Raw genomic sequence first — 20,230 nt, forward strand, 5'->3', positions numbered from 1 at the left:
CCTCAAGCGACGCGGCGAAACTTGCTTCGTTCGACGGGCGCCATGCTGAAAACCGCGCCGAAAAGCCGCGCCAAGAGATCCTTGCGGTCCGCATGCGTGCTCAGCTCTTCCCACGGAATCATCACCCCGACGCGCGCCCGAATCGTCGAACCGGACAGACGGCGGAACTCGCGGATCAGCAGCGACACGCGCAAGGTCAGTGAGATCTTGCTGGCGAGATGAAAGAGGCGGCCGTTCTGGCCTTCGAAGAAAACCGGCACGACATTGGCCTTCGCAGCCTGGATGAGCTTGGCCGGAAACATCTTCCAAGGCAGATCCTCCGCCCGGCCAAAACCCTTCCGGGCGGTCGCGACGCCGCCTGCCGGAAAAATCACGACGGTCACGCCTTCTTTCAATAAACGCAGAGCTTCGTGCCGGGTCTGCATGTTGATGGCGAGCGCTTCCTTGGTTTCCTCGAAGGAGACGGGCAACGAGTAAGGCGTCATTTCCGGCACCTTCAGAAGTTCGTTGTTGATAAGCACGCGGAACGGACGGCCGAGCTGTTCAGCCAGCGCGAGGACCGCGATGCCATCGCCGATGCCGAAGGGATGGTTGGCGACGATGACAACAGGGCCTTCGGGAATGTTCGCCGGCGGCCAAGTACCCTCGACCTTCAGATCGACATTGATCAGGTCCAGCATCTTGCCGAAGACGCGATCGGTCTTGCCGACGATATCGTTGCGCCAGATCTCGTAGAGCCGGGTAAAACGGTCGCGACCGGAAAGCCCTTCGATCGAGCGTATGAACCAGCGCTTGAGCTTCGGGTCACGCTCGTTGGCATAAGAGAGTTCTTTGAACTTCACGATAAGGCTCCGGTGATACGGAAAGTCATCGGACCGTCATATGCCGTTTCGATGACAGCCGTCTGACAGTGCGGCAACACACTGTCAGACGGCCAATTTTGGTTAGGCCTTACGGTTCGCCAGCTTGCGCTTAACGTCCGGCGGGGTCGCCTCGCCTGCCAGCACCGCGACGGCCTCAACGAGCGGCATCGCAACCTGCTCCTGCGAACCGAGACGACGGATGTTGACAGTCTTTTCTTCCGCCTCGCGCTTGCCGCAGACGATGATCACCGGCACCTTGGTGACGGAATGCTCGCGGACCTTGTAGTTGATCTTCTCGTTGCGGAAGTCGGTCTCGACCTGCAGGCCCGCGTCGCGGAGCTGCTCGGCCACTTCACGACCGTAGTCGTCGGCATCCGAGGTGATTGTCGCAACGACGACCTGCAACGGTGCGAACCACAGCGGCATGTGGCCGGCGAAGTTCTCGATCAGGATGCCGAGGAAACGCTCCATCGAACCGCAGATGGCGCGATGGATCATGACCGGCTGAACCTTTTCCGAGTTCTGGTCGATATAGAAAGCACCGAAGCGCTCCGGCAGATTGAAGTCGACCTGCGTCGTGCCGCACTGCCATTCGCGGCCGATTGCATCGCGCAGGGTGTATTCGAACTTCGGACCGTAGAACGCGCCCTCGCCCGGCAGAATGCCGGTCTTGATGCGTCCGCCGGACTGTTCCTCGATCTGCTTCAGCACGTCCATCATGACGCTTTCAGCGCGATCCCAGAGCTCGTCGGAGCCGACACGCTTTTCCGGGCGGGTCGAGAGCTTCACGACGATCTCGCCGAAGCCGAAATCCTCGTAGACCGAGAGAATCAGGTCATTGATGCGCAGGCATTCGGCCGCCATCTGCTCTTCCGTGCAGAAGACATGGGCGTCGTCTTGGGTGAAGCCACGCACGCGCATCAAGCCATGCAGGGCGCCGGAGGCTTCGTAGCGATGAACCGTGCCGAACTCGGCGAGGCGGACGGGAAGCTCGCGATAGGATTTGAGGCCATGCTTGAAGATCTGCACGTGACCCGGGCAGTTCATCGGCTTCAGGGCGAAGACCTTCTGGTCGGCTTCCTCGTCATCCGGATGCATGAAAGCATGCGCCGACTTCACGGCGAACATGTTCTCCTGGTACCAGCCCCAGTGACCCGAGGTCTCCCAGAGCGACTTGTCGAGGATCTGCGGCGCGTTGACTTCCTGGTAGGTCCCATCGAGTCGACGGCGCATGTAGGAGGTCAGCGTCTGGAACATGCGCCAGCCCTTGCCGTGCCAGAAGACCACGCCGGGGCCTTCTTCCTGGAAATGGAAGAGATCCATTTCACGGCCAAGCTTGCGGTGGTCGCGCTTTTCGGCTTCGGCCAGGATATGCAGATAGTTGTCCAACTGCTCCTGTTCGGCAAAGGCCGTTCCGTAGATGCGGCTCAGCATGGCGTTGTTGCTGTCGCCGCGCCAATAGGCTCCGGCGACCTTCATCAGCTTGAAGGCCATACCGATCTGCCCGGTGGACGCCATATGCGGCCCACGGCAGAGATCGAACCAGTCGCCCTGATAGTAGATCTTCAGATCCTGGTCTTCCGGGATCGCATCGACCAGCTCGACCTTGTAGTTTTCGCCCTTGGAGGCAAAGACTTCCTTGGCCTTGTTGCGCGGCCAGATTTCCTTGGTGAATGGCTTGTTGCGCTGGATGATCTCCGTCATCCGCTTTTCGATCTTCGGCAGATCCTCGGGCGTAAAGGGCTCAGCCTTGGCGAAGTCGTAGTAGAAGCCGTTCTCGATCACCGGCCCGATGGTCACCTGCGTACCGGGCCAGAGCTCCTGCACGGCCTCGGCCATCACATGGGCAGCGTCATGGCGAATGAGTTCCAGTGCCCGCGGATCCGTGCGGGTGACGATCTCGATCTTGCCATCAACGATCGGGTCCGAGAGGTCGCGCAGGGTGCCGTCGAGCGCAATGGCGACGGCCTTCTTTGCCAGCGACTTGGAAATGGACTCAGCGACCTCAGCGCCGGTCGTGCCGGCTGCGTATTCGCGGATAGAGCCATCGGGGAAAGTGAGAGATACGGAAGCGGACATAAACGTCTCCTGATCCAGTCCCGCCAACGAATGCGGGTGGTGAAAATTGCGGGGTTAAAACCTCGCCACGAACCGGCGCTTGATAGGCTGAAAGTGCTGATGAGTAAAGGATCTTGCTAGGCCGATCCCATCGACCAGAAGCCGCGGGCTTCGTCGGACAAGGTCTTCATGACCCGGTCGAAGGCAGCAGGGTCGACATGTCGCCTGATCGTTGAAGTTACTTCTTCGATCGCGGTTTCGGTCGACAGATTGTGTTCGTGGCGGAAGGCGCGGACTTCCTTCATCAACGCATCCCTTTGAGCAAAGGGCACCGTTGGAGACTCGACATCCCAATCGCTGATGAAGATGGCGCGCAAGACGGGCGGCAGCACACTTGCGAAGGATATGGCCTCAGCAGCGGTCAGCCGTCGCCGGAAGACCTGCAGCACAGCCTGCAACATCGTATAGGCCTGATGCGACGATGTGAGCATCGAGGTCGCGACCAGATCCTTCATGAAGGCATCGAAGTCGGCGGAGGCCTGGCGATATTCGAGCGGCATGGGCATGCGTTGTCTCCCGAGCGATTCGGAATATCAATCCTAGGGCGAAGTCCGGCCGCCTTCGAATTGTGATCACGGAGCCGGTTTACGGCCGAAGGTCCAAAGTCGCCAGGGCGCATACCAGGTGTAACGCTGAGCCAAAGTCTCGGGCACGGGATCCGGTCCCCAGGTTCCGCCGGGACCGCAGCGGACGACGCGAAACAAGGTCAGCCATCCGCCCTGCCAGAGACCGTGGCGCGCGACAGCCTCGTAGCCATATTCGGAACAGGTTGGCATGTGGCGGCATGAGCTGCCGACAATGCTGGACAAGGTCAGCTGGTAAAGGCGGATCAAGCCCATGCCGAGCAGCCGGCCCGGGGTCTTGCGGAACGGCCCCTGCCAATTGCGGCTCTTCAGTCCACCGCCCGCCGGCTGGTGACCGAAATCGGGGCTGTTGCACATGTTAGCTGGCCTCGGCGGCCGCAGCCGGGGATTCGAGACGGTCCAGACAGTCGACGACTGCGTCAAAAGTGAGCATCGTGGAGGCGTGGCGTGCCTTGTAGTCCTTTACGGGCTTCAGGAAGCGCATGTCCTCGAAGCGACCCGAGGGTCCCTCTCCGTCTTCCTTCAACATGGCCAGCATGTCCAGTCGTGCCTGCCGCAGTTCGGCCGATGTCGCCCCGACCACATGGCGGGCCATGATTCCCGACGAGGCCTGACCCAATGCGCAGGCCTTCACCTCATGGGTGAAATCGGTCACCACGCCGTCGCGAACCATAAGATAGACGCGAACCTTGGAGCCACAGAGCTTGGAATGCTTTTCCGAAACGGCATCCGCTTCGGCGAGCACGCCAATGCGGCCGATGTTTCCGGCAAATTCGAGGATCTTGGTGTTGTAGATGTCGTCCATGGTCAATCCGGTTCAGCGCCTCTCCCGTATATAGGAAGGAGTTCTGGCAATGCAGCCTTCATCATGTCGCAGCGGCCGTCTTTTCGTCGTTCTCGAAGGACACTATATCGGACTGACAGAGGCAGGACAAACGCAGGCTGGCCACGGACGAAACGATCTTCTCGGCTGAAACACCGATAACGGACTTGCATTATGAGCCGCATTACGCCTTTACAATCCGGCAAAGCCAAACCAGCGGCTCGCCTCACGCGGGACCGGGAGACCAAGGCCATGGATGCCATCGTCAAGAAACTGTCCGTCGAAGCCCCGCGGCCGACGCGCGAAGAGGCCGAACAGGCCGTGCGCACGCTTTTGCTCTGGGCAGGTGACGACCCGGAACGCGAGGGCCTGCTCGATACGCCGGCACGCGTGGCAAAGGCCTATGAAGAGCTGTTTTCCGGCTACAGCGCTGACATCGAGGACGTACTCGGCCGGACCTTCGAGGAGGTCGGCGGCTATAACGACATGGTGCTCGTCCGGGATATCTCGTTCTTTTCGCATTGCGAACACCACATGCTGCCAGTGATGGGCAAGGCGCATGTCGCCTATCTCCCCAACGGCCGCGTACTCGGCCTTTCGAAGATTGCGCGCATCGTCGATGTGTTTGCCAAGCGCCTGCAGACTCAGGAAAACATGACCGCACAGATTGCCCAGGCGATTGACGAGACTCTGCTGCCACGCGGGGTTGCGGTATTCCTCGAGGCCGAGCATATGTGCATGGCCATGCGCGGGATCCAGAAGACGGGTTCCACGACGCTCACCACAACCTTCACCGGCGCCTTCAAGGACAATGCGGCCGAACAGGCACGCTTCATGTCCATGGTTCGGAGCCGCTAAGACCGCGAGTGCCCATGTCCGGTTTCGTTTTCGACGCTCCCTCGGCAGACAAGAAGATCCTCGAGGAGGGTCTCGCCTTCACCCCCAAGTTCGATGACCATGGGCTTGTGACCGCCGTCGTCACGGATGCGCGGGACGGCGAGCTTTTGATGGTGGCGCATATGAACGCCGAAGCCATCGCGCTGACGCTCGAAACCGGGATCGGTCACTATTACAGCCGCTCACGCGCGAAGATCTGGAAAAAGGGCGAGAGCTCCGGCAACCTTCAGACGGTCAAGGAAATCAAGGTCGACTGCGACCAGGACGCGATCTGGCTGAAGGTCGAGGTCGCCGGTCATGATGCGACCTGCCATACCGGACGCCGCTCCTGCTTTTATCGGACCGCCCAGCTCGTTGACGGCGAGCCGTCTCTCAAGATTGCCGACGACCACCGGCACTTCGATCCGGATAACGTCTACGGCCATTGACCTCTGGCGTCTGCATAACGAAATCGTAAGCAGACGATGTCCTAATGGAGCCCTGAGTGTTCAGCTTATGGGGTAGCGGAGATGCTGAACTGGAGCATGATTTCGAACGGCGGTGCGACTGTCTCGCAACCGTCCAAGGACGTCGGCACGCCGCCGGCTGGTCCGATCGTTCCCGAGGTACGCGCAAAGGCTAAAGTGGCGCTTGCCCTTGGCGGCGGTGCGGCTCGCGGCTGGGCGCATATCGGCGTCTTGAGAGCGCTCGACGAGGAAGGCATCGAAGTCGGCATGATCGCGGGCACCTCGATCGGCGCCCTGGTCGGCGGCTGTTACCTCGCTGGCAAACTCGACGAACTGGAAGCCTTCGCCCGGTCGCTGACCATGCGCCGGATTGCCTCGCTGCTCGACCTGACCATCGGAGGCGGCGGGCTTCTCGGCGGCATGCGCCTGACCAAGCGCATGCAGGAGCATCTCGAGGGCCTGAATGTTGAGGATTTGCCGAAGCCCTTCGTTGCGGTCGCATCGGAGCTCAACAGCGGCCACGAAGTCTGGATCGACGGCGGCAGCCTGATCACGGCGCTTCGGGCATCTTACGCCCTGCCCGGCATTTTCGAACCCATTCATTGCAACAATCGAACGCTGATCGACGGCGCGCTTGTCAATCCGGTGCCTGTGTCCGTCTGCAGGGCTTATGAGCAGCCGCTGGTGATGGCGGTCAATCTGCATTACGACGTTTTCGGACGGTCCGCAGTCGTCAAGCACAAGGCTTCAACGCCGGACAAGGCGAGCGCAGAAACAGCCAGGGCACCAAACAAGGTCGGCCTGACCGGCGTGATGGTGCAGGCCTTCAACATCATTCAGGACCGCATTTCCCGGGCGCGCCTCGCCGGAGACCCGCCGGACCTCGCCCTGCATCCGCGTCTGAACGACATCGGTCTTTCCGAGTTTCATCGGGCCGGCGAGGCGATCGATCGCGGCTATGAGGAAGCGAAGGCCCGCGTGACGGAAATCCGCCGCATGCAGGAAGCAGTTCTCCGCTAGGCGCAGCGTCTGCCGCACCTTCTGACGGGCCTTCGCACAATCTGAGAATCAGCCGGCGATATAGGCCTTGATGTGTTCGGCTTCCTGCTCGATCTCGCGGATGCGCGACTTCACCACGTCACCGATCGAAATGATGCCTGAAAGCTTGCCGTTATCCTCGACGGGCACGTGGCGGAAACGCCGGCTGGACATCATCTCCATCAATTCATTGACGCCGGTCTCTTCGCGGCAACGATAGACATTTGCGGTCATGAAGGCCGAGACCGGCTGGTCAAAGGCATCTTTACCGCCTGTCCCGATCGCACGAACCACGTCACGTTCGGTGAAGATGCCGACGATGCGGCTTTCCATGCCGACGACGACGACGGCACCGATCTTGTGTTCTTCCAGCACCCGGGCCGCCTCGCCCAAGCTGATGCTCGGGCTGATGGTGATGACATCGCGGCCCTTCTGTTCGAGTATGCTTCTGGCTGATGCAGGCATGAGTTCCTCCTCGCATAGAACACTCGCGCGGCGGCCCAATCCTCCTTGGACCGCCAGGACGAAGGGTGCCCTTTATTCAAGGAGAATGCAATAAGTCCGGCATCACGCCCTTGTGTGACGGCCCGTGTAGGGATCGAAGGCTGCAAATCCGAAGAAGCCGAGCAGGAAGCCGCCGATATGTGCATCCCAAGCAATCGACGCGGAACCACCCCCGAGCATCGGAACGCCAAAGGCGATGGCAATATTGCCGAGAAACCAGACGATGATGAAGACGCGGACGGTACGGTCAGCCAGGGCCTGCCCCACCGACAGCAAGGGAGGCTGCCATCCGGACAATCGAGCCAGGCTGCGCTGCCGTTCGCCGAAAGCGAATCGGCAGGCGGCACCCATCAGAGCAGAAATCACCCCGGACGCGCCGACCATCAAGGATGGCTCTCCCCAATTGACGAATGCATGCAATGCGGCGGCAGCCACTGATGACACCACCCAGAACAGGAGAAATCTGACCTCACCGATGCGGCGACAAACGGGTGTCCCGAATGCGGCAAGCCAAAGACTGTTGAAGGCGAGATGCTCGAAGCTGCCGTGCAGCAACGAATAACTCACCGGCGTCCAAAGCCACGCCAGCGACTGTTCATCGAGCGGATAGAGATAGCGGATTGGCGAAAAACCGAATTCGACGGCGACCCACTGATTGAGTGCCGGCGACAGCAGGAATTGCTGGATCGCATAGTTGCCGCAGATCAGGGCAAGCGCCACAAGGATGCCGGTCGGCAGGTTGAAGATGGGCGGGTTCTCTTCGGATCGCGCGCCGATCTCGGGCACAAGGCCGTCGTTATCCCGGCGCTCCTCGCCTCGAGATCCTGTCTCATCCTGCATCTGCAATTCCTTCTGTTGCGAAACCATCAGGTAATGCAGGCCGCGGATAAAAAAAAGGCCGCCCGGAAACCGAGTGGCCTTGCTGGCGCTAGGCGGATCGTCGCGCCGACTGGAGTTGGTGCCGAAGGAAGCCCTTCGCGTTTGGTAGAACCCTCATGCCATGAGCAAGCGAGGGCCACAACCGAAAGCCTTCCTTAACCTTAATCCTGCGGCGATATCGTTCCGTCTGGAAAAAGCGCACCCAAAAGCAAACACTATATTAACGGCTCGCCCCCTAATGTCGAGCCATAGAGAAACAGACAGAATCTCCGAGATGTACTCAACGCAGGCAAGCCATACGAACACGATCGCTTCGCCGGGACAGCAACGCGCCTTTCAGCGCGTCGCCGTCAGCCTGCAGGGTCGTCTCATGCTTGCCAGCTATGAGGAGTATGTCTGCAAGGTTATCGACATGTCGCCAGGCGACGTGCGCTTCGCGTGTGCCGGCATGCCGCGTCCGGGCGAACGTGTGATCGCATATATCGATCATCTCGGGCGCATCGAAGGCACCGTGATCAAGTTGACCGATGACGGTTTCGTCATCTCCATCAACGCCACTGTTCGAAAGCGTGAAAAGCTTGCGGCCCAGCTGACCTGGATCGCCAATAAACATGAGCTTGGACTGCCGGAAGACCGTCGTCACGATCGTTTGACGCCGCGCCAGACGAGAACAGAACTCACGCTCGAAGACGGCAAGACCTATCCGTGCCGCCTGATGGACCTGTCCCTTTCGGGTGCGGCCGTCGATATCGACATTCGTCCGCCGATCGGCTCGGCCGTTCGCCTCGGCAACATGCGCGGACGGGTGGTTCGCCATTTCATGGAAGGCGTCGCCGTCGAGTTCCTGACACTGCAGTCCAAGGAAGCACTCACGGAATTCCTCTGAGGGGCTGAGAATTCCTCCCCCGACAAGGCGCCTGCGGACCCCGCAAGGCGCCTTTTTCTATCGCGAGACGAAAATCGTCTCAGACCGGCACAGTTTTTTTCAAAAAAATTCAGGCTCGAAAATGGCCTTGAGACGGCGCTCAAGGTGGATGATCGAACCAAGTTTCGACATCCGGAACAGTCAGCAACGCCACACTCGTCGGCCCAGAATCCAGGATCGCAACCTCCGACCTGAAATGACACCCCCCAATTAGCTCGCTGTATTTTCTAGCTTTTTGACCTTCGCAACGACCCAAGCCACATCAAAAGGTAGAATACCGATCAAATTTTCATCAAACTTGTCATGAATTCTATTCAAATATAATTCGAATAACTCTCAATATAGATTCTCTTTTTCATAGATTTAAGCTTATATCTTACCACTAATATTCGCGGGCCATCAAAATATCTCTGTCATTGCTATCTCCATTACCGGGAGACAACCAATGACAACAAAGAAAAATCTGGGTATTGGAACTCTGGCCGCCGCCATCGCTGGCGCACTGGCCTTTCAAGTGTCGGCCATGCCGGCCAACATGCAGGTGGTCGGCAAAGCCAATCCACCGATCGGGCATTACGAATTCTGTCAGACCTATCAGGGCGAATGCGCGGGCAGCCAGACGGATAGCGGACCGATGATGCTGACAGAGCAGCTCTGGAAAACCATCCTTGACGTCAATTATACCGTCAACAGCTCGGTCACGCCGCTGACCGATCTCGAGATCTATGGTGTCGAAGAACGCTGGACCTACCCCCGCAGCGTCGGCGACTGCGAAGACTTTGCACTCCTCAAGCGCAAGATGCTGGTTGATCGCGGCCTCGACCCCGCCGACCTTCTGATGACCGTGGTCCTGCAGCCGAATGGCGAAGGTCATGCCGTACTGACCGTCCGGACCGACCACGGCGACTTCATTCTCGACAACATGCGCAACAAGGTGCTGCTGTGGTCCGAGACCGAATACACCTATCTGAAGCGCCAGTCTTCGAGCCATCCAGCCCGCTGGGTGAAGCTTCAGGATGGTCGCGCGAGCTACGTCGGCAGCGTATCGCAATAATCACGTTGCCGCCGCCTTCTGGCCCGGTCTGTCCCCGCCTACCCGTCCCCCGACCGGAGCCAATGAGCCGGTCCCGTCCAACCGGGACCGGCTCTCTTTTTGCCCCCATCGCCGACACCCGACCTTAATCAGAATTTAACCACGTTCACCGAAGTCTGATCTCGCGGGCGCATTCCAAGAAAGCCGCACCGAGAGGATCAGGGCGAGATGCAAGGCGACGATAAAGGTCTGCAGGCGGACGAAGAACGTTCACCGCTCATTTCGACGCGCTTTCTGGTCATCGCGACAATCACCATCTTGGCCCTGGCTGCAGCCTCGATTGCCATCAGCTGGTTTGGCAGTGCCTACGGTGCGCGGCTCTCGCTCGCAGGCCACAGCGAAAGCACCGAGATCGTCGACATCACGATTGGCCGAGATCGGCTCGCCTTTCCCGCAAACGCCATCCGCTTCGAGCATCAGCGCCGCAGCGGCCTGGCCGAACGGATAGACCTGTATCTGCTCTGGCCCGAGATGACCGGCTATTCAGCCAAAGAACGACGCCGTTTCGACGACCTTGCGCTATCACAGTCTCTTGTCTTCCTGCAGATCTCGCAAAGCACGATGTCGAGAGACATGTCCGGACGCGTCGAGCCGATCTACAGGAGCCTCCTCGAGCCACAGACCAGCGAGGGGCCCGCCGGACTGCATAGCCACGTCTTCAGGGCGGGAACAGGTTACGAGGGAGAAAGCTTGCTGACAGCCACGGCTCCCGACGGAACCGCCTATGCGATCCGCTGTCTCCTTCCTTCAGTCGCCGAGAAAGCCACCAGCAGCGATTGCCAGCGCGACATCCATGTTGGAGAGGATCTTACGGTTCTCTATCGATTCTCAAGCCGAATGCTCGACGATTGGCAATCAATAGACGCGGCGGTTCGGGCCTATGTTGCGGGGCGTTCGGGCCCCGCAACCGCAACCACGACGCTTAAAAATCAATCCAAAGCGTCAACCGACCGTTCATCATAAACCTCTTGGTAAGGCTAATTCCGTAGGGTCCACGGGAGATGGTCGCGATTGGGGGAAGAGCGTCCGGTCGTCAATGGTGAGATTCAAAGAGTATCGTGGTGCATAAAGTTTTCGGAAGCTCCAACTTCGCAGCCGCAGTGCGTCGGCTTTTCCTCGCGGCGTTTGCGGTCTTCGTGGCGACGGTCGCTGCCGTCAGCACTGCACAGGCAAATCCTAAATATGCCGGCATCGTCATCGACGCCAAGACGGGCAAGGTTCTCTATAGCGAGAATGCCGACAGCCTGCGCTATCCGGCTTCGCTGACCAAGATGATGACCCTCTATATGGTCTTTGAGGCGCTGGAGGCGGGCCGCGTTTCGCTGAACAGCAGAGTTCCGTTCTCTGCCAATGCCGCCAAGGAGCCGCCGTCAAAGCTCGGCGTTGGCACCGGCCGCAGCGTCACCGTCGAGCAGGCGATTCTCTCGCTCGTTACGCGTTCGGCCAATGACGTTGCGACCGCCCTTGCAGAATATCTCGGTGGTTCCGAGCAGCGTTTCGCCCAGATGATGACCGCCAAGGCCCGGAGCCTCGGCATGACGAAGACAACCTACCGCAACGCCCATGGCCTGCCGAACACGGCTCAGATGACCACTGCTCGCGATCAGGCCCGGCTCAGCGTCGCGCTGCGCCAGCACTTTCCGCAGTATTACGGCTACTTCTCCACGCGCAGCTTCAAGTTCGGCAAGCAGACGATCGGAAACCACAACCGACTGCTGGGCCAGGTCCGCGGCGTCGACGGTATCAAAACCGGTTTCACCCGGGCTGCCGGTTACAATCTCGCGACTTCGGCTGAACTCGGTGGTCGCTCCATCGTCGCAGTTGTGCTGGGTGCAACATCCGGTGCACGGCGGAATGCGCAGATGACCAGCCTGGTTCAGCGTTATCTGCCGGCCGCCACAAGCACCCGTGGCGGCAGCAACCTGATCGCCAAGAACAACACCTCGGTTGCGCCTTCAGGGTCCGCTGCTCGGGCGGCCGGTGGCCTGCCGCAACTGCCGCAGACCGGCCCCATGCCTGACGTACGCTACACCGGTGTTGCCCAGGCCTATGCTGCGGCGCCGGCCGGCAATGCGGCAAGTGCTGCTCTGAACACCATGCCTGCCGCACCGTCGGCGTCGGCGCCCCCCGTCCCTGTACCGCAGCCTGCCCCGGCCTATCTGCCCAATGAGGGTGCGGCAGCTGCACCACCGGCAACCGCGGCGCAGTCGGTCGCAACGGCTGCCACCACGCCCCCCGACGTCGACGCCATGACGACCGCATCGACTGCTCCGTCCGGCGGTTGGGTCGTGCAGATCGGCACGTCGCCGGATCGGGAACTGGCCATGGAACTCCTGCGTGACGCGCAGGCGAAAGGCGGAAAGGTATTGCGTTCCGCCACCCCCTTCACAGTCGCTTACGGCGACGGCTCGAAGCAGATCTTCCGGGCACGCTTTGGTGGCTTTGACGAACAGAAGGATGCAGTCAACGCCTGCAAGGCGCTCAAGAAGAAGGGAATCGGTTGCTGGGCCGCCGCCCAGTAAGACGATCGCCCAAAACCCTCGATTTGTATTGTTTACGAGGATCATGAAATGGCATCGAAAGACTTCCACTATGGCTTGGTCGAGGATCAGGACAATGGCGGCCTCGCGTCCGCGAGCAGCGTCCTGCATCCTCTCCACGAGGCCGCTTATCGTCTGGCCGATCTCGGCTTGCGCGAAAAGCGCTCAAAGACCAAGGATCTGATCGGTTTGCTGCTCAGCCACGGCGCGCGCGCCTGGCGCTATTCGCAGCCGGAGGCCAACATCCATCTGCATGTCTCGGCACAGTCCGGCCGGTTCCCCGTCATCCTGCGGCTGCGTTGACGGAAAGGCGCCTGAGATGCCGCTCTATCGCCTCGGGGACAAGGCTCCCGTCCTTCCCGCAGCTGACCGGTTCTGGCTGGCACCCGATGCCCAGGTGATCGGTGACGTGCGTCTGGCAGAGGATGTCGGCATCTGGTTCGGGGCGGTTCTTCGTGGCGACAATGATCCTATCGTGATCGGTGCAGGCACCAATATCCAGGATGGTGTCATGGTGCATACCGACCCCGGCAAGGGTGTCACGATTGGCGAAGGCTGCACGATTGGCCACCACGCCATTATTCACGGCTGCACGATCGGAAACAATTCGCTTGTTGGTATGGGGTCGACCGTCCTCAATGGTGCACGGATCGGTGATAACTGCCTCGTCGGGGCAAACGCCCTGGTCACCGAAGGCAAGAGCTTCCCGGACAATTCACTGATTGTCGGCTCCCCAGCACGGGCGATCAGAGAGCTTGACGCCGCTGCTATTGCGGGACTTCGGCTGTCAGCCGAAAACTACGTGCGCAACTGGCGCCGCTTTGCACGGGATCTGCATCCGCTCTGACAAAGCCTAAGCCGCGATCTCCGTGCACTCAGCACAAAACCCTCTGATTTCAATCGTCGTCTTTTCAGGCTTGAAGCTGCGCCCACGGGTGATCGTTTCCAGGCGGTGATCGATCTCGTGGTCGTGGAATTCCGTCACATGACCGCACTTGTTGCAGATCATGAAGGCGACGGTGCCATGGCCCGTGCAGCCCTCATGCGGATGGGCGCAGGCGACAAAGGCGTTCAGGCTTTCGAGGCGATGGACCATGCCGAACTCGACCAGCTTGTCGAGCGCGCGATAGACCTGCAGGGGCGCGCGAAAGCCGTGTTCGCGCAACTTGTCGAGCAAGGTATAGGCCGAAAGGGGCCCTTCGGCATGGACGAGCGCATCGAAGACGAGCGACTGATTGCGAGTGAGATCGGTCTTGGTCATGTCATGCCCTCGTGCTGATGTCGCGAGCCTTGCTGCCAGGACGCGGCAGAAGGCTGACGAGGAAGAGAAGAAGTGCTGCAACGACGATCGACGGTCCCGACGGCGTGTCGTAGGTCAGTGAGCCGAAGAGCCCCATGACAACAGCAACGGCACCGATCAGCGAAGCGAGGACCGCCATGATTTCCGGTGTCGAGGCGAAGCGCCGTGCGGCGGCGGCCGGAATGATCAGCAGGGATGTAATCAGCAGAATACCGACGATCTTCATGGCAATCGCAATGACGAGCGCCATCAGCAACATGAAGATCAGGCGGGCACGTTCGGGCTGCATGCCCTCGGCCTCGGCCAATTCGGCATTAACGGTGCCGGCAAGCAGCGGTCGCCAAAGCCAGGCAATCACGCAGACGACAAACAGGCCGCCGATCCAGACGATGGCGACATCGGTCGGCGTGACCGCGAGAATGTCACCGAACAGGAAGGCGATGAGGTCGAAGCGCACCCAGGTCATGAAAGCCACCATCACGAGGCCGATGGCAAGCGTTGCATGACTTAGGATGCCGAGCAGGGCATCGGCCGACAGTCCCTGACGCTTCTGCAGGACGATCAGGATCAGCGACACCATCGAGGCAACGACGAAGACGCTGACCATCAAATTGAGCGAGAAGAACAGCGAGAGAGCCACGCCGAGCAGAGCGGAGTGAGCCATGGTGTCGCCGAAATAGGCCATGCGCCGCCAGATCACGAAGCAGCCGAGTGGACCCGTCGTCAGGGCGAGGCCGATGCCGGCGAGGATGGCGCGCACGAAGAAATCATCAAGCATTGCCGTGCTCCCGGTCCTTCACCGCCGCCACGGCAGGCGGCCCATCGTGATGATCATGGCAGTCATGATGGTGATCATGCCCGTGATGATCGTGATCGTGGCCATGGTGGTCGTGATGGTCGTGATGGCCATCATCCGGGTGGCAGTGGTCGGTGACGCTGCCATCGGCATGGAGCACGCGCCCGTCCGGCAGATGGGTATGGTCATGGTCGTGGCTATAGACGGCGAGCGTCCGTGCTGCCTTGGCACCGAAGAGCTGCATATATTCCGGGCTCTGGCTGACGGCCGCCGGCGTCCCGCGGCAGCAGACATGGCCGTTGAGACAGATGACCGTATCGGTTTCAGCCATGACGACATGCAGGTCATGCGAGATCAGCAGGATGCCGCAGCCCGTCGAGTTGCGGATGGAAGTAATCAGATCATAGAGCGCGATCTCGCCGGAGAAATCGACACCTTGGACGGGCTCGTCGAGAACAAGGATATCGGGCTTGCGGGCCATGGCACGCGCCAGCAGAGCACGCTGAAACTCGCCGCCAGAGAGGTGCTGCACCTCGGCACCCGCGAGGTGGGCGATGCCCACAGCCTCGAGAGCCTCTTCTACCTCCGTATTCGAAAGGGGGGAGGTCAGCGTCATCAGACGGCGAACCGTGAGCGGCATGGTCCAGTCAACGCTCAGGCGCTGCGGCACGTATCCGACGCGGAGACCCGCTTTGCGCTCCACCCTGCCCTCGTCTGCCTTGATCACGCCGATCGCCATCTTGGCGCTCGTCGACTTACCCGATCCATTCGGGCCGATCAGGGTCACGATCTCGCCGGGACGGACGGAAAAGTCGACCCCGCGGACCAGCCAGCGTCCGTTTCGGTAGACACCGGCGCCGGTGAGGGACACCAGCGGTGCGGCCTCCCGTGATTTCATCGCATTCATGGAGATCTCAAGATTTTGATGTTGCCTCTCCCTATGCCACACGTTATAGCATAACGCAACTTGGGTAATATTATTACATAACCATCCTCAGGAGCTGTGCATGACCCGCTATCGCCTCGGACTGGCTGCCTCGACGGCGTTTCTCTTTCTGTCTCCGACGCTCGCCTCAGCAGCGCCGGATGTCGTCGTCTCGATCAAGCCTGTGCATTCGCTTGTCGCCTCGATCATGAAGGGTGTCGGCGAACCGTCGCTGATCGTCGAGGGTGCGGCTTCGCCGCATACCTATTCGCTGAAACCTTCCAATGCGCGTGCACTCGAAAACGCAGACTTGGTCTTCTGGGTTGGCCCCGGACTTGAGGCCTTCCTTGAAAAGCCGCTCGAGGCGCTGCCAAAGAATGCCAAGGTCGTCGAACTGGAAGATGCGCCCGGCCTCACCAAGCTTCCGTTCCGTGAAGGCGGGGCATTCGAGGGCCATGACCATGACGCGAATGAGGAAGAAGGCCATGCCCACGGACATGATGACCATGGCCATGAGGAAACTGCCGCCGAGGCCGGCCATGATCATGACCACGGTCACGGGCATGATCATGGACACGAACAGGAAGCCGCCGAGGCTGGTCACGAACACGAGCACGACGACCACGCGCATGGCGGCATGGACATGCATCTCTGGCTCGATCCGACAAACGCTAAAGCCATGGCCACCGAGATCACCAAGAGCCTTATTGAAGTCGACCCATCGAACAAGTCGACCTACGAGGCCAATCTGACGGCCGTCAATGCCGAGATCAACGCTCTCGATACAGAGATCGCCGCGCAGCTGAAGCCTGTACTCGAGAAGCCGTTCATCGTCTTCCACGACGCCTATCAGTATTTTGAGAAACACTACGGTGTGCGCGTTGCCGGTTCCGTGACGGTGAGCCCAGAGACCATGCCGGGTGCAGAACGTCTGTCCACCATCCACGCCAAGATCGAGGAGCTCGGAGCGGCCTGCGTCTTCGCCGAGCCGCAGTTTGAACCCAAGCTGATCGGCGTCGTGACGGAGGGAACCGAAGCCAAGTCCGGCGTTCTCGATCCCGAAGGTGGTGCGCTGGAAGCGGGGCCTGCGCTGTATGGCCAGCTGATGCGCAATCTGGCGACGTCGATCAGCACCTGCTTGTCTCAGTAATCCCATCCCTCCCCCGGGCGACAAAGGCGGGACTTCGGTTCCGCCTTTTTCAGATTTACATTTGTTATGTTATTACATTAAATAGGAGCCTCATGAAAAAGCTACCTGTCACTGTTCTCTCCGGGTTTCTCGGCGCCGGAAAGACGACGCTGCTCAATCACGTACTCGCGAACCGCGACGGGTTGCGCGTTGCCGTCATCGTCAACGACATGAGCGAGGTCAATATCGACGCGGCACTCGTGCGCGGCGGTGATGCAGCCCTGTCACGCACGCAGGAACAACTGGTCGAAATGAGCAATGGCTGCATCTGTTGCACGCTGCGTGATGACCTGTTGAACGAAGTTCGCGGCCTCGCCGAGCAGGGTCGCTTCGACTATCTGCTGATCGAGGCGACGGGCATTGCAGAGCCCTTGCCGATCGCCACCACCTTCGATTTCCGCGATGAGGAAGGCCGCAGTCTCTCTGATATCGCGCAGCTCGATACTATGGTGACCGTGGTCGATGCCGCCAATCTGATCGGAGACTACTCCTCCAGCGACTTCCTTGCCGATCGTGGCGAGACGGCTGGTGAAAACGACAACCGAACGCTGGTCGATCTGCTAGTCGAGCAAATCGAGTTCGCCGATGTCATCATCCTCAACAAGGTCGGCACAGCGACCCCGGATCAGCTCGACGCGGCACGCAAGATCATTGCAGGTCTCAATGCCGATGCGCGGGTGATCGAAACCGATTTCGCCGAGGTGGCGGCAAAGGACATCCTCGGAACCGGGCTGTTTGATCTCGCCAAGGCGGAGACGCATCCGCTGTGGTTCCAGGAACTGCATGGCTTTCGCGATCATGTTCCGGAAACCGAGGAGTACGGCATCCGCTCTTTTGTCTACCGGGCACGAGCGCCATTCGATCCGACACGCTTCCGGGCCTTTCTCGATCGTCCCTGGCCGGGCGTCATTCGCGCCAAGGGCTTCTTCTGGCTCGCTACCCGACCGCATCACGTCGGCGAAATGAGCCAGGCAGGACCGCTCGTCCGCACGACGAAAATGGGGCTCTGGTGGGCATCTGTGCCGAAGTCACGTTGGCCGGACGATCCTGGCTTCCTCGACGCGATGGCACCCTATCTGGACAAGGAATGGGGCGACCGGCGACAGGAACTCGTATTCATCGGCGCCGATCCAATGGATCAGCGCAGGATCGAAGCCGAGCTCGATGCGTGCCTGGTGGCGGAAAAGAGCTTCACGCCTTCTGCCTGGGAAAGCCTTGCCGATCCCTTTGTGCGATGGGCTTGAGTCAGAGCCTGCCGCGCTTTTGAAGCACAGACAGAACCACGGCCGCGCCGGCTTGACCGGCCGGCCTTTCCGTCTGCAGCCTTTGCCAGACGTCGTCATAGCCCGCGAGCATCGAGGCGCGCTGTGGCGTGTCCGCCGACAGCCGTTCCGCCCAACGGACGAGGCTTGCAGGGCGCAAGACATCGTTGAAGTATTCCGGAATGACCGCGTAGTCGGCGATCAGGTTCGGCAACGCACCGGTCCAGATCTTGATGCGGTGACTAAGCATTCTGACGATCCAGTCGCCCTTGTAGGTCGAGACCACGGGCACATGCGCCAATGCCAGTTCCAGGATCACGGTCCCTGAGGCGGCGATCGCGGCATCCGCCTCTTCGAAGGCGCGCCACTTCGCTTCGTCTCCGAGCACGATCTCGGGCCTCAATGTCCAACTCTGAGTGATCTCCCGGACACGTGCTTCCTGACGCGGCACAGTGGGGAGCACGAAGCGTGTATCGCCATTGCGGACGACGAATTCCTGCATGGCTTCACCAAATACCGGCAGAAGCTGCGTGATTTCGCCACCGCGCGAACCGGGCAGGAGAAGGATGGTCCGCTTGTCGCCCGCAGCTCTCACTTCCCTCACCTTGCGTGCTTCCCGTATCCTCAGAATGTCGGCATTGCTTGCGAGCCGATGACCGACGAAATGGGTCTCCGGACCGCCGAGACGCTGCATCACTGACGGCTCGAAGGGCAGAACGGCGAGAACCGCATCGACATAGGCGAGCATGGCCTTGGCGCGATATTCCTTCCACGCCCAGACGCTGGGGCAGACATAGTTCACGACCGGCAGATCCGGCAGCTTGTGCCGAACCTTCCTGGCCACGCGATGGGTGAAATCGGGACTGTCGACGATCAGGAGCAAGTCCGGCTTGGCCGCAACAATCGCATCGGCTGTCCAGGAGATCAGCTTGATCAGCCGGGGCAGCTTCGACAGCACCTGGGTAATGCCCATGATCGAGAGTTCGGAGAAGTCGAAGAGCGACTTCAATCCTTGAGCCTCAAGCGCCTCACCGCCGACGCCGACCAGTTCGACCGGCCCTGAATGCAACGTCTTCAGATACGCAACCAGATCTGCACCCAGGAGATCGCCGGAGACCTCGCCGGCAATGACGGCAATCTTCAAGGGTTTGTCCGACATATTGCCTACTCCTTGCGCGAACGATCCAGACCGACGACGAACAGACCGGCAGCATCTGCCGCCGCAATCATCGCCTCACGCTCGACAACCAGCGCGCGGCCGGCTTCAACCGCTATGCCGGCAAGCCCTGCGGCCTTGGCATTCTCGACGGTCGAGACGCCGATGGTCGGCAGATCGGCCCGCAGATCCTGCTGCGGCTTGCAGAGTTTGACCAGAACGCCCTTGCGGCGCCTGGAAATTCGCCCCTCTGCGCGCAGACCCTGGACACGTGAGAGCATTGCGTCGGTGCCCTCGACGCCCTCCAGCGCCACGATGCGGCCGCCGACGGCGACAGCACCCTGCCCCACATCCAGCCGGCCAAGGGCTTCGGCGGCCTCTGCCGCCTTTTCAATGTCACGCTCATCATCAGCATCGGGGGATACGGCACCAAGCGGTCCGACCGTCGCCAGCAATCCCGGCAGGATCTCGTGGGCACCCAACACTTCGCAACCCTGTGCCTCGATCAGCGAGATGACCATGCGCAGCACCGCATCGTCTCCCCCGGCCAACAGCGTTTTCAGCGCCCTCGGCAATTTCAGCAGTGATTTCAGATTGACGCGGATTTCGCCGAAAGCCGGTCGGCGCTTGACCGCACCCGACATGACGACCCGGCGAATGTCGTGCTGGCGAAACAGCGCTGATAGGCCGGCCATGTCGCCGACGCCGATGACGGCGTTTTCAAAGCCCTGCCAGATATCGTCGGCCTCGTTCTTCAGCCTGAGAACGAAAGGATCTTCGCCGGCTGCCCGTGCTGCTTCGGCAAGAAAAAGCGGCAGCTTTCCACTGCCGGCAATAATGGCCAGACGACCGGTCCTTGGCAGGCCGTCCGGTTGAGCGGCCGCCGTCATCA

The 20,230-nt window shown here is 60.4% G+C and carries 23 protein-coding genes; 11 read left to right on the forward strand and 12 right to left on the reverse strand.

Annotated features, from left to right (window positions below; genetic code table 11):
• Positions 1 to 2: 2 nt before the first annotated feature.
• From SJY08_RS07995 to SJY08_RS08015, 5 genes are all read right to left on the reverse strand, one after another.
• Complete coding sequence (locus tag SJY08_RS07995) at positions 3 to 842, reverse strand: lysophospholipid acyltransferase family protein (RefSeq protein WP_377275248.1); 840 nt, start codon at positions 840 to 842, stop codon at positions 3 to 5.
• A gap of 102 nt (positions 843 to 944) precedes the next feature.
• A complete protein-coding gene (thrS, locus tag SJY08_RS08000; RefSeq protein ID WP_377275249.1) occupies positions 945 to 2,942 on the reverse strand; it encodes a threonine--tRNA ligase in 1,998 nt (665 codons plus the stop codon).
• 116 nt (positions 2,943 to 3,058) lie between these two features.
• Positions 3,059 to 3,487 carry a DUF2267 domain-containing protein gene (locus SJY08_RS08005; protein ID WP_377275250.1) on the reverse strand — a complete coding sequence of 143 codons (429 nt, stop codon included), beginning with the start codon at positions 3,485 to 3,487 and terminating at the stop codon, positions 3,059 to 3,061.
• A gap of 66 nt (positions 3,488 to 3,553) precedes the next feature.
• On the reverse strand, positions 3,554 to 3,922 hold the full coding sequence (yidD, locus tag SJY08_RS08010; protein ID WP_377275251.1) for a membrane protein insertion efficiency factor YidD: 369 nt from the start codon (positions 3,920 to 3,922) through the stop codon (positions 3,554 to 3,556).
• Between the two features lies 1 nt (position 3,923).
• Entirely contained in the window at positions 3,924 to 4,370 is a 447-nt protein-coding gene (locus SJY08_RS08015; RefSeq protein ID WP_054148040.1) for an iron-sulfur cluster assembly scaffold protein, read from the reverse strand.
• 270 nt (positions 4,371 to 4,640) lie between these two features.
• Between SJY08_RS08015 and folE the strand changes: the two genes are divergently transcribed.
• From folE to SJY08_RS08030, 3 genes are all read left to right on the forward strand, one after another.
• Positions 4,641 to 5,246, forward strand: a complete 606-nt coding sequence (gene folE / locus SJY08_RS08020) for a GTP cyclohydrolase I FolE (RefSeq protein WP_054148039.1) — start codon at positions 4,641 to 4,643, stop codon at positions 5,244 to 5,246.
• A 14-nt stretch (positions 5,247 to 5,260) separates the two neighbouring features.
• Positions 5,261 to 5,713, forward strand: coding sequence for a phosphoribosyl-AMP cyclohydrolase (hisI, locus tag SJY08_RS08025; RefSeq protein WP_377275252.1), 453 nt, complete (start codon positions 5,261 to 5,263; stop codon positions 5,711 to 5,713).
• Positions 5,714 to 5,794: 81 nt separating this feature from the next.
• Positions 5,795 to 6,751, forward strand: coding sequence for a patatin-like phospholipase family protein (locus SJY08_RS08030; RefSeq protein WP_054148037.1), 957 nt, complete (start codon positions 5,795 to 5,797; stop codon positions 6,749 to 6,751).
• Positions 6,752 to 6,799: 48 nt separating this feature from the next.
• Here the strand turns inward: SJY08_RS08030 and SJY08_RS08035 are convergent, their stop codons facing one another.
• Entirely contained in the window at positions 6,800 to 7,234 is a 435-nt protein-coding gene (locus SJY08_RS08035) for a CBS domain-containing protein (protein ID WP_054148036.1), read from the reverse strand.
• Between the two features lie 102 nt (positions 7,235 to 7,336).
• Complete coding sequence (locus SJY08_RS08040) at positions 7,337 to 8,113, reverse strand: rhomboid family intramembrane serine protease (protein WP_377275253.1); 777 nt, start codon at positions 8,111 to 8,113, stop codon at positions 7,337 to 7,339.
• A 313-nt stretch (positions 8,114 to 8,426) separates the two neighbouring features.
• On the opposite strand from SJY08_RS08040, the gene SJY08_RS08045 reads away from it, so the two are divergent.
• The 6 genes from SJY08_RS08045 to SJY08_RS08070 all read left to right on the forward strand — a co-directional run bounded on the left by SJY08_RS08045 (position 8,427) and on the right by SJY08_RS08070 (position 13,557).
• The gene (locus SJY08_RS08045; protein WP_054148035.1) at positions 8,427 to 9,038 is read left to right on the forward strand and encodes a PilZ domain-containing protein; all 612 of its coding nucleotides are present in this window, start codon (positions 8,427 to 8,429) and stop codon (positions 9,036 to 9,038) included.
• 484 nt (positions 9,039 to 9,522) lie between these two features.
• Positions 9,523 to 10,131 carry a transglutaminase-like cysteine peptidase gene (locus tag SJY08_RS08050; protein ID WP_377275254.1) on the forward strand — a complete coding sequence of 203 codons (609 nt, stop codon included), beginning with the start codon at positions 9,523 to 9,525 and terminating at the stop codon, positions 10,129 to 10,131.
• Between the two features lie 207 nt (positions 10,132 to 10,338).
• Entirely contained in the window at positions 10,339 to 11,133 is a 795-nt protein-coding gene (locus tag SJY08_RS08055; protein WP_377275255.1) for a hypothetical protein, read from the forward strand.
• 98 nt (positions 11,134 to 11,231) lie between these two features.
• Positions 11,232 to 12,692, forward strand: coding sequence for a D-alanyl-D-alanine carboxypeptidase (locus SJY08_RS08060; RefSeq protein WP_377275256.1), 1,461 nt, complete (start codon positions 11,232 to 11,234; stop codon positions 12,690 to 12,692).
• Positions 12,693 to 12,740: 48 nt separating this feature from the next.
• On the forward strand, positions 12,741 to 13,013 hold the full coding sequence (locus tag SJY08_RS08065; RefSeq protein ID WP_054148032.1) for a hypothetical protein: 273 nt from the start codon (positions 12,741 to 12,743) through the stop codon (positions 13,011 to 13,013).
• Positions 13,014 to 13,029: 16 nt separating this feature from the next.
• Positions 13,030 to 13,557, forward strand: a complete 528-nt coding sequence (locus SJY08_RS08070; RefSeq protein WP_377275257.1) for a gamma carbonic anhydrase family protein — start codon at positions 13,030 to 13,032, stop codon at positions 13,555 to 13,557.
• Between the two features lie 6 nt (positions 13,558 to 13,563).
• Here SJY08_RS08070 and SJY08_RS08075 read toward each other — a convergent pair whose 3' ends face one another.
• Genes SJY08_RS08075 through znuC form a run of 3 tightly spaced genes read right to left on the reverse strand, consistent with a single transcriptional unit; the run spans position 13,564 to position 15,713 of the window.
• Positions 13,564 to 13,971, reverse strand: a complete 408-nt coding sequence (locus SJY08_RS08075; protein WP_377275258.1) for a Fur family transcriptional regulator — start codon at positions 13,969 to 13,971, stop codon at positions 13,564 to 13,566.
• Between the two features lies 1 nt (position 13,972).
• On the reverse strand, positions 13,973 to 14,788 hold the full coding sequence (znuB, locus tag SJY08_RS08080) for a zinc ABC transporter permease subunit ZnuB (protein ID WP_377275259.1): 816 nt from the start codon (positions 14,786 to 14,788) through the stop codon (positions 13,973 to 13,975).
• On the reverse strand, positions 14,781 to 15,713 hold the full coding sequence (gene znuC, locus SJY08_RS08085; protein WP_377275260.1) for a zinc ABC transporter ATP-binding protein ZnuC: 933 nt from the start codon (positions 15,711 to 15,713) through the stop codon (positions 14,781 to 14,783). The genes znuB and znuC overlap by 8 nt, the downstream gene beginning before the upstream one ends.
• A gap of 121 nt (positions 15,714 to 15,834) precedes the next feature.
• On the opposite strand from znuC, the gene SJY08_RS08090 reads away from it, so the two are divergent.
• Both SJY08_RS08090 and SJY08_RS08095 read left to right on the forward strand, forming a co-directional pair.
• Positions 15,835 to 16,881 carry a zinc ABC transporter substrate-binding protein gene (locus tag SJY08_RS08090; protein ID WP_377278518.1) on the forward strand — a complete coding sequence of 349 codons (1,047 nt, stop codon included), beginning with the start codon at positions 15,835 to 15,837 and terminating at the stop codon, positions 16,879 to 16,881.
• A gap of 92 nt (positions 16,882 to 16,973) precedes the next feature.
• Positions 16,974 to 18,164 carry a GTP-binding protein gene (locus SJY08_RS08095; protein WP_377275261.1) on the forward strand — a complete coding sequence of 397 codons (1,191 nt, stop codon included), beginning with the start codon at positions 16,974 to 16,976 and terminating at the stop codon, positions 18,162 to 18,164.
• Between the two features lies 1 nt (position 18,165).
• On the opposite strand, the gene lpxB is transcribed toward SJY08_RS08095, so the two are convergent.
• Positions 18,166 to 19,341 carry a lipid-A-disaccharide synthase gene (lpxB, locus tag SJY08_RS08100; protein WP_377275262.1) on the reverse strand — a complete coding sequence of 392 codons (1,176 nt, stop codon included), beginning with the start codon at positions 19,339 to 19,341 and terminating at the stop codon, positions 18,166 to 18,168.
• Positions 19,342 to 19,346: 5 nt separating this feature from the next.
• Positions 19,347 to 20,228 carry an LpxI family protein gene (locus tag SJY08_RS08105; RefSeq protein ID WP_054148025.1) on the reverse strand — a complete coding sequence of 294 codons (882 nt, stop codon included), beginning with the start codon at positions 20,226 to 20,228 and terminating at the stop codon, positions 19,347 to 19,349.
• Positions 20,229 to 20,230 lie beyond the last annotated feature (2 nt).

The sequence above is a fragment of the Rhizobium sp. R86522 genome (genome assembly GCF_042466255.1).
Classification (GTDB): Bacteria; Pseudomonadota; Alphaproteobacteria; order Rhizobiales; family Rhizobiaceae; genus Allorhizobium.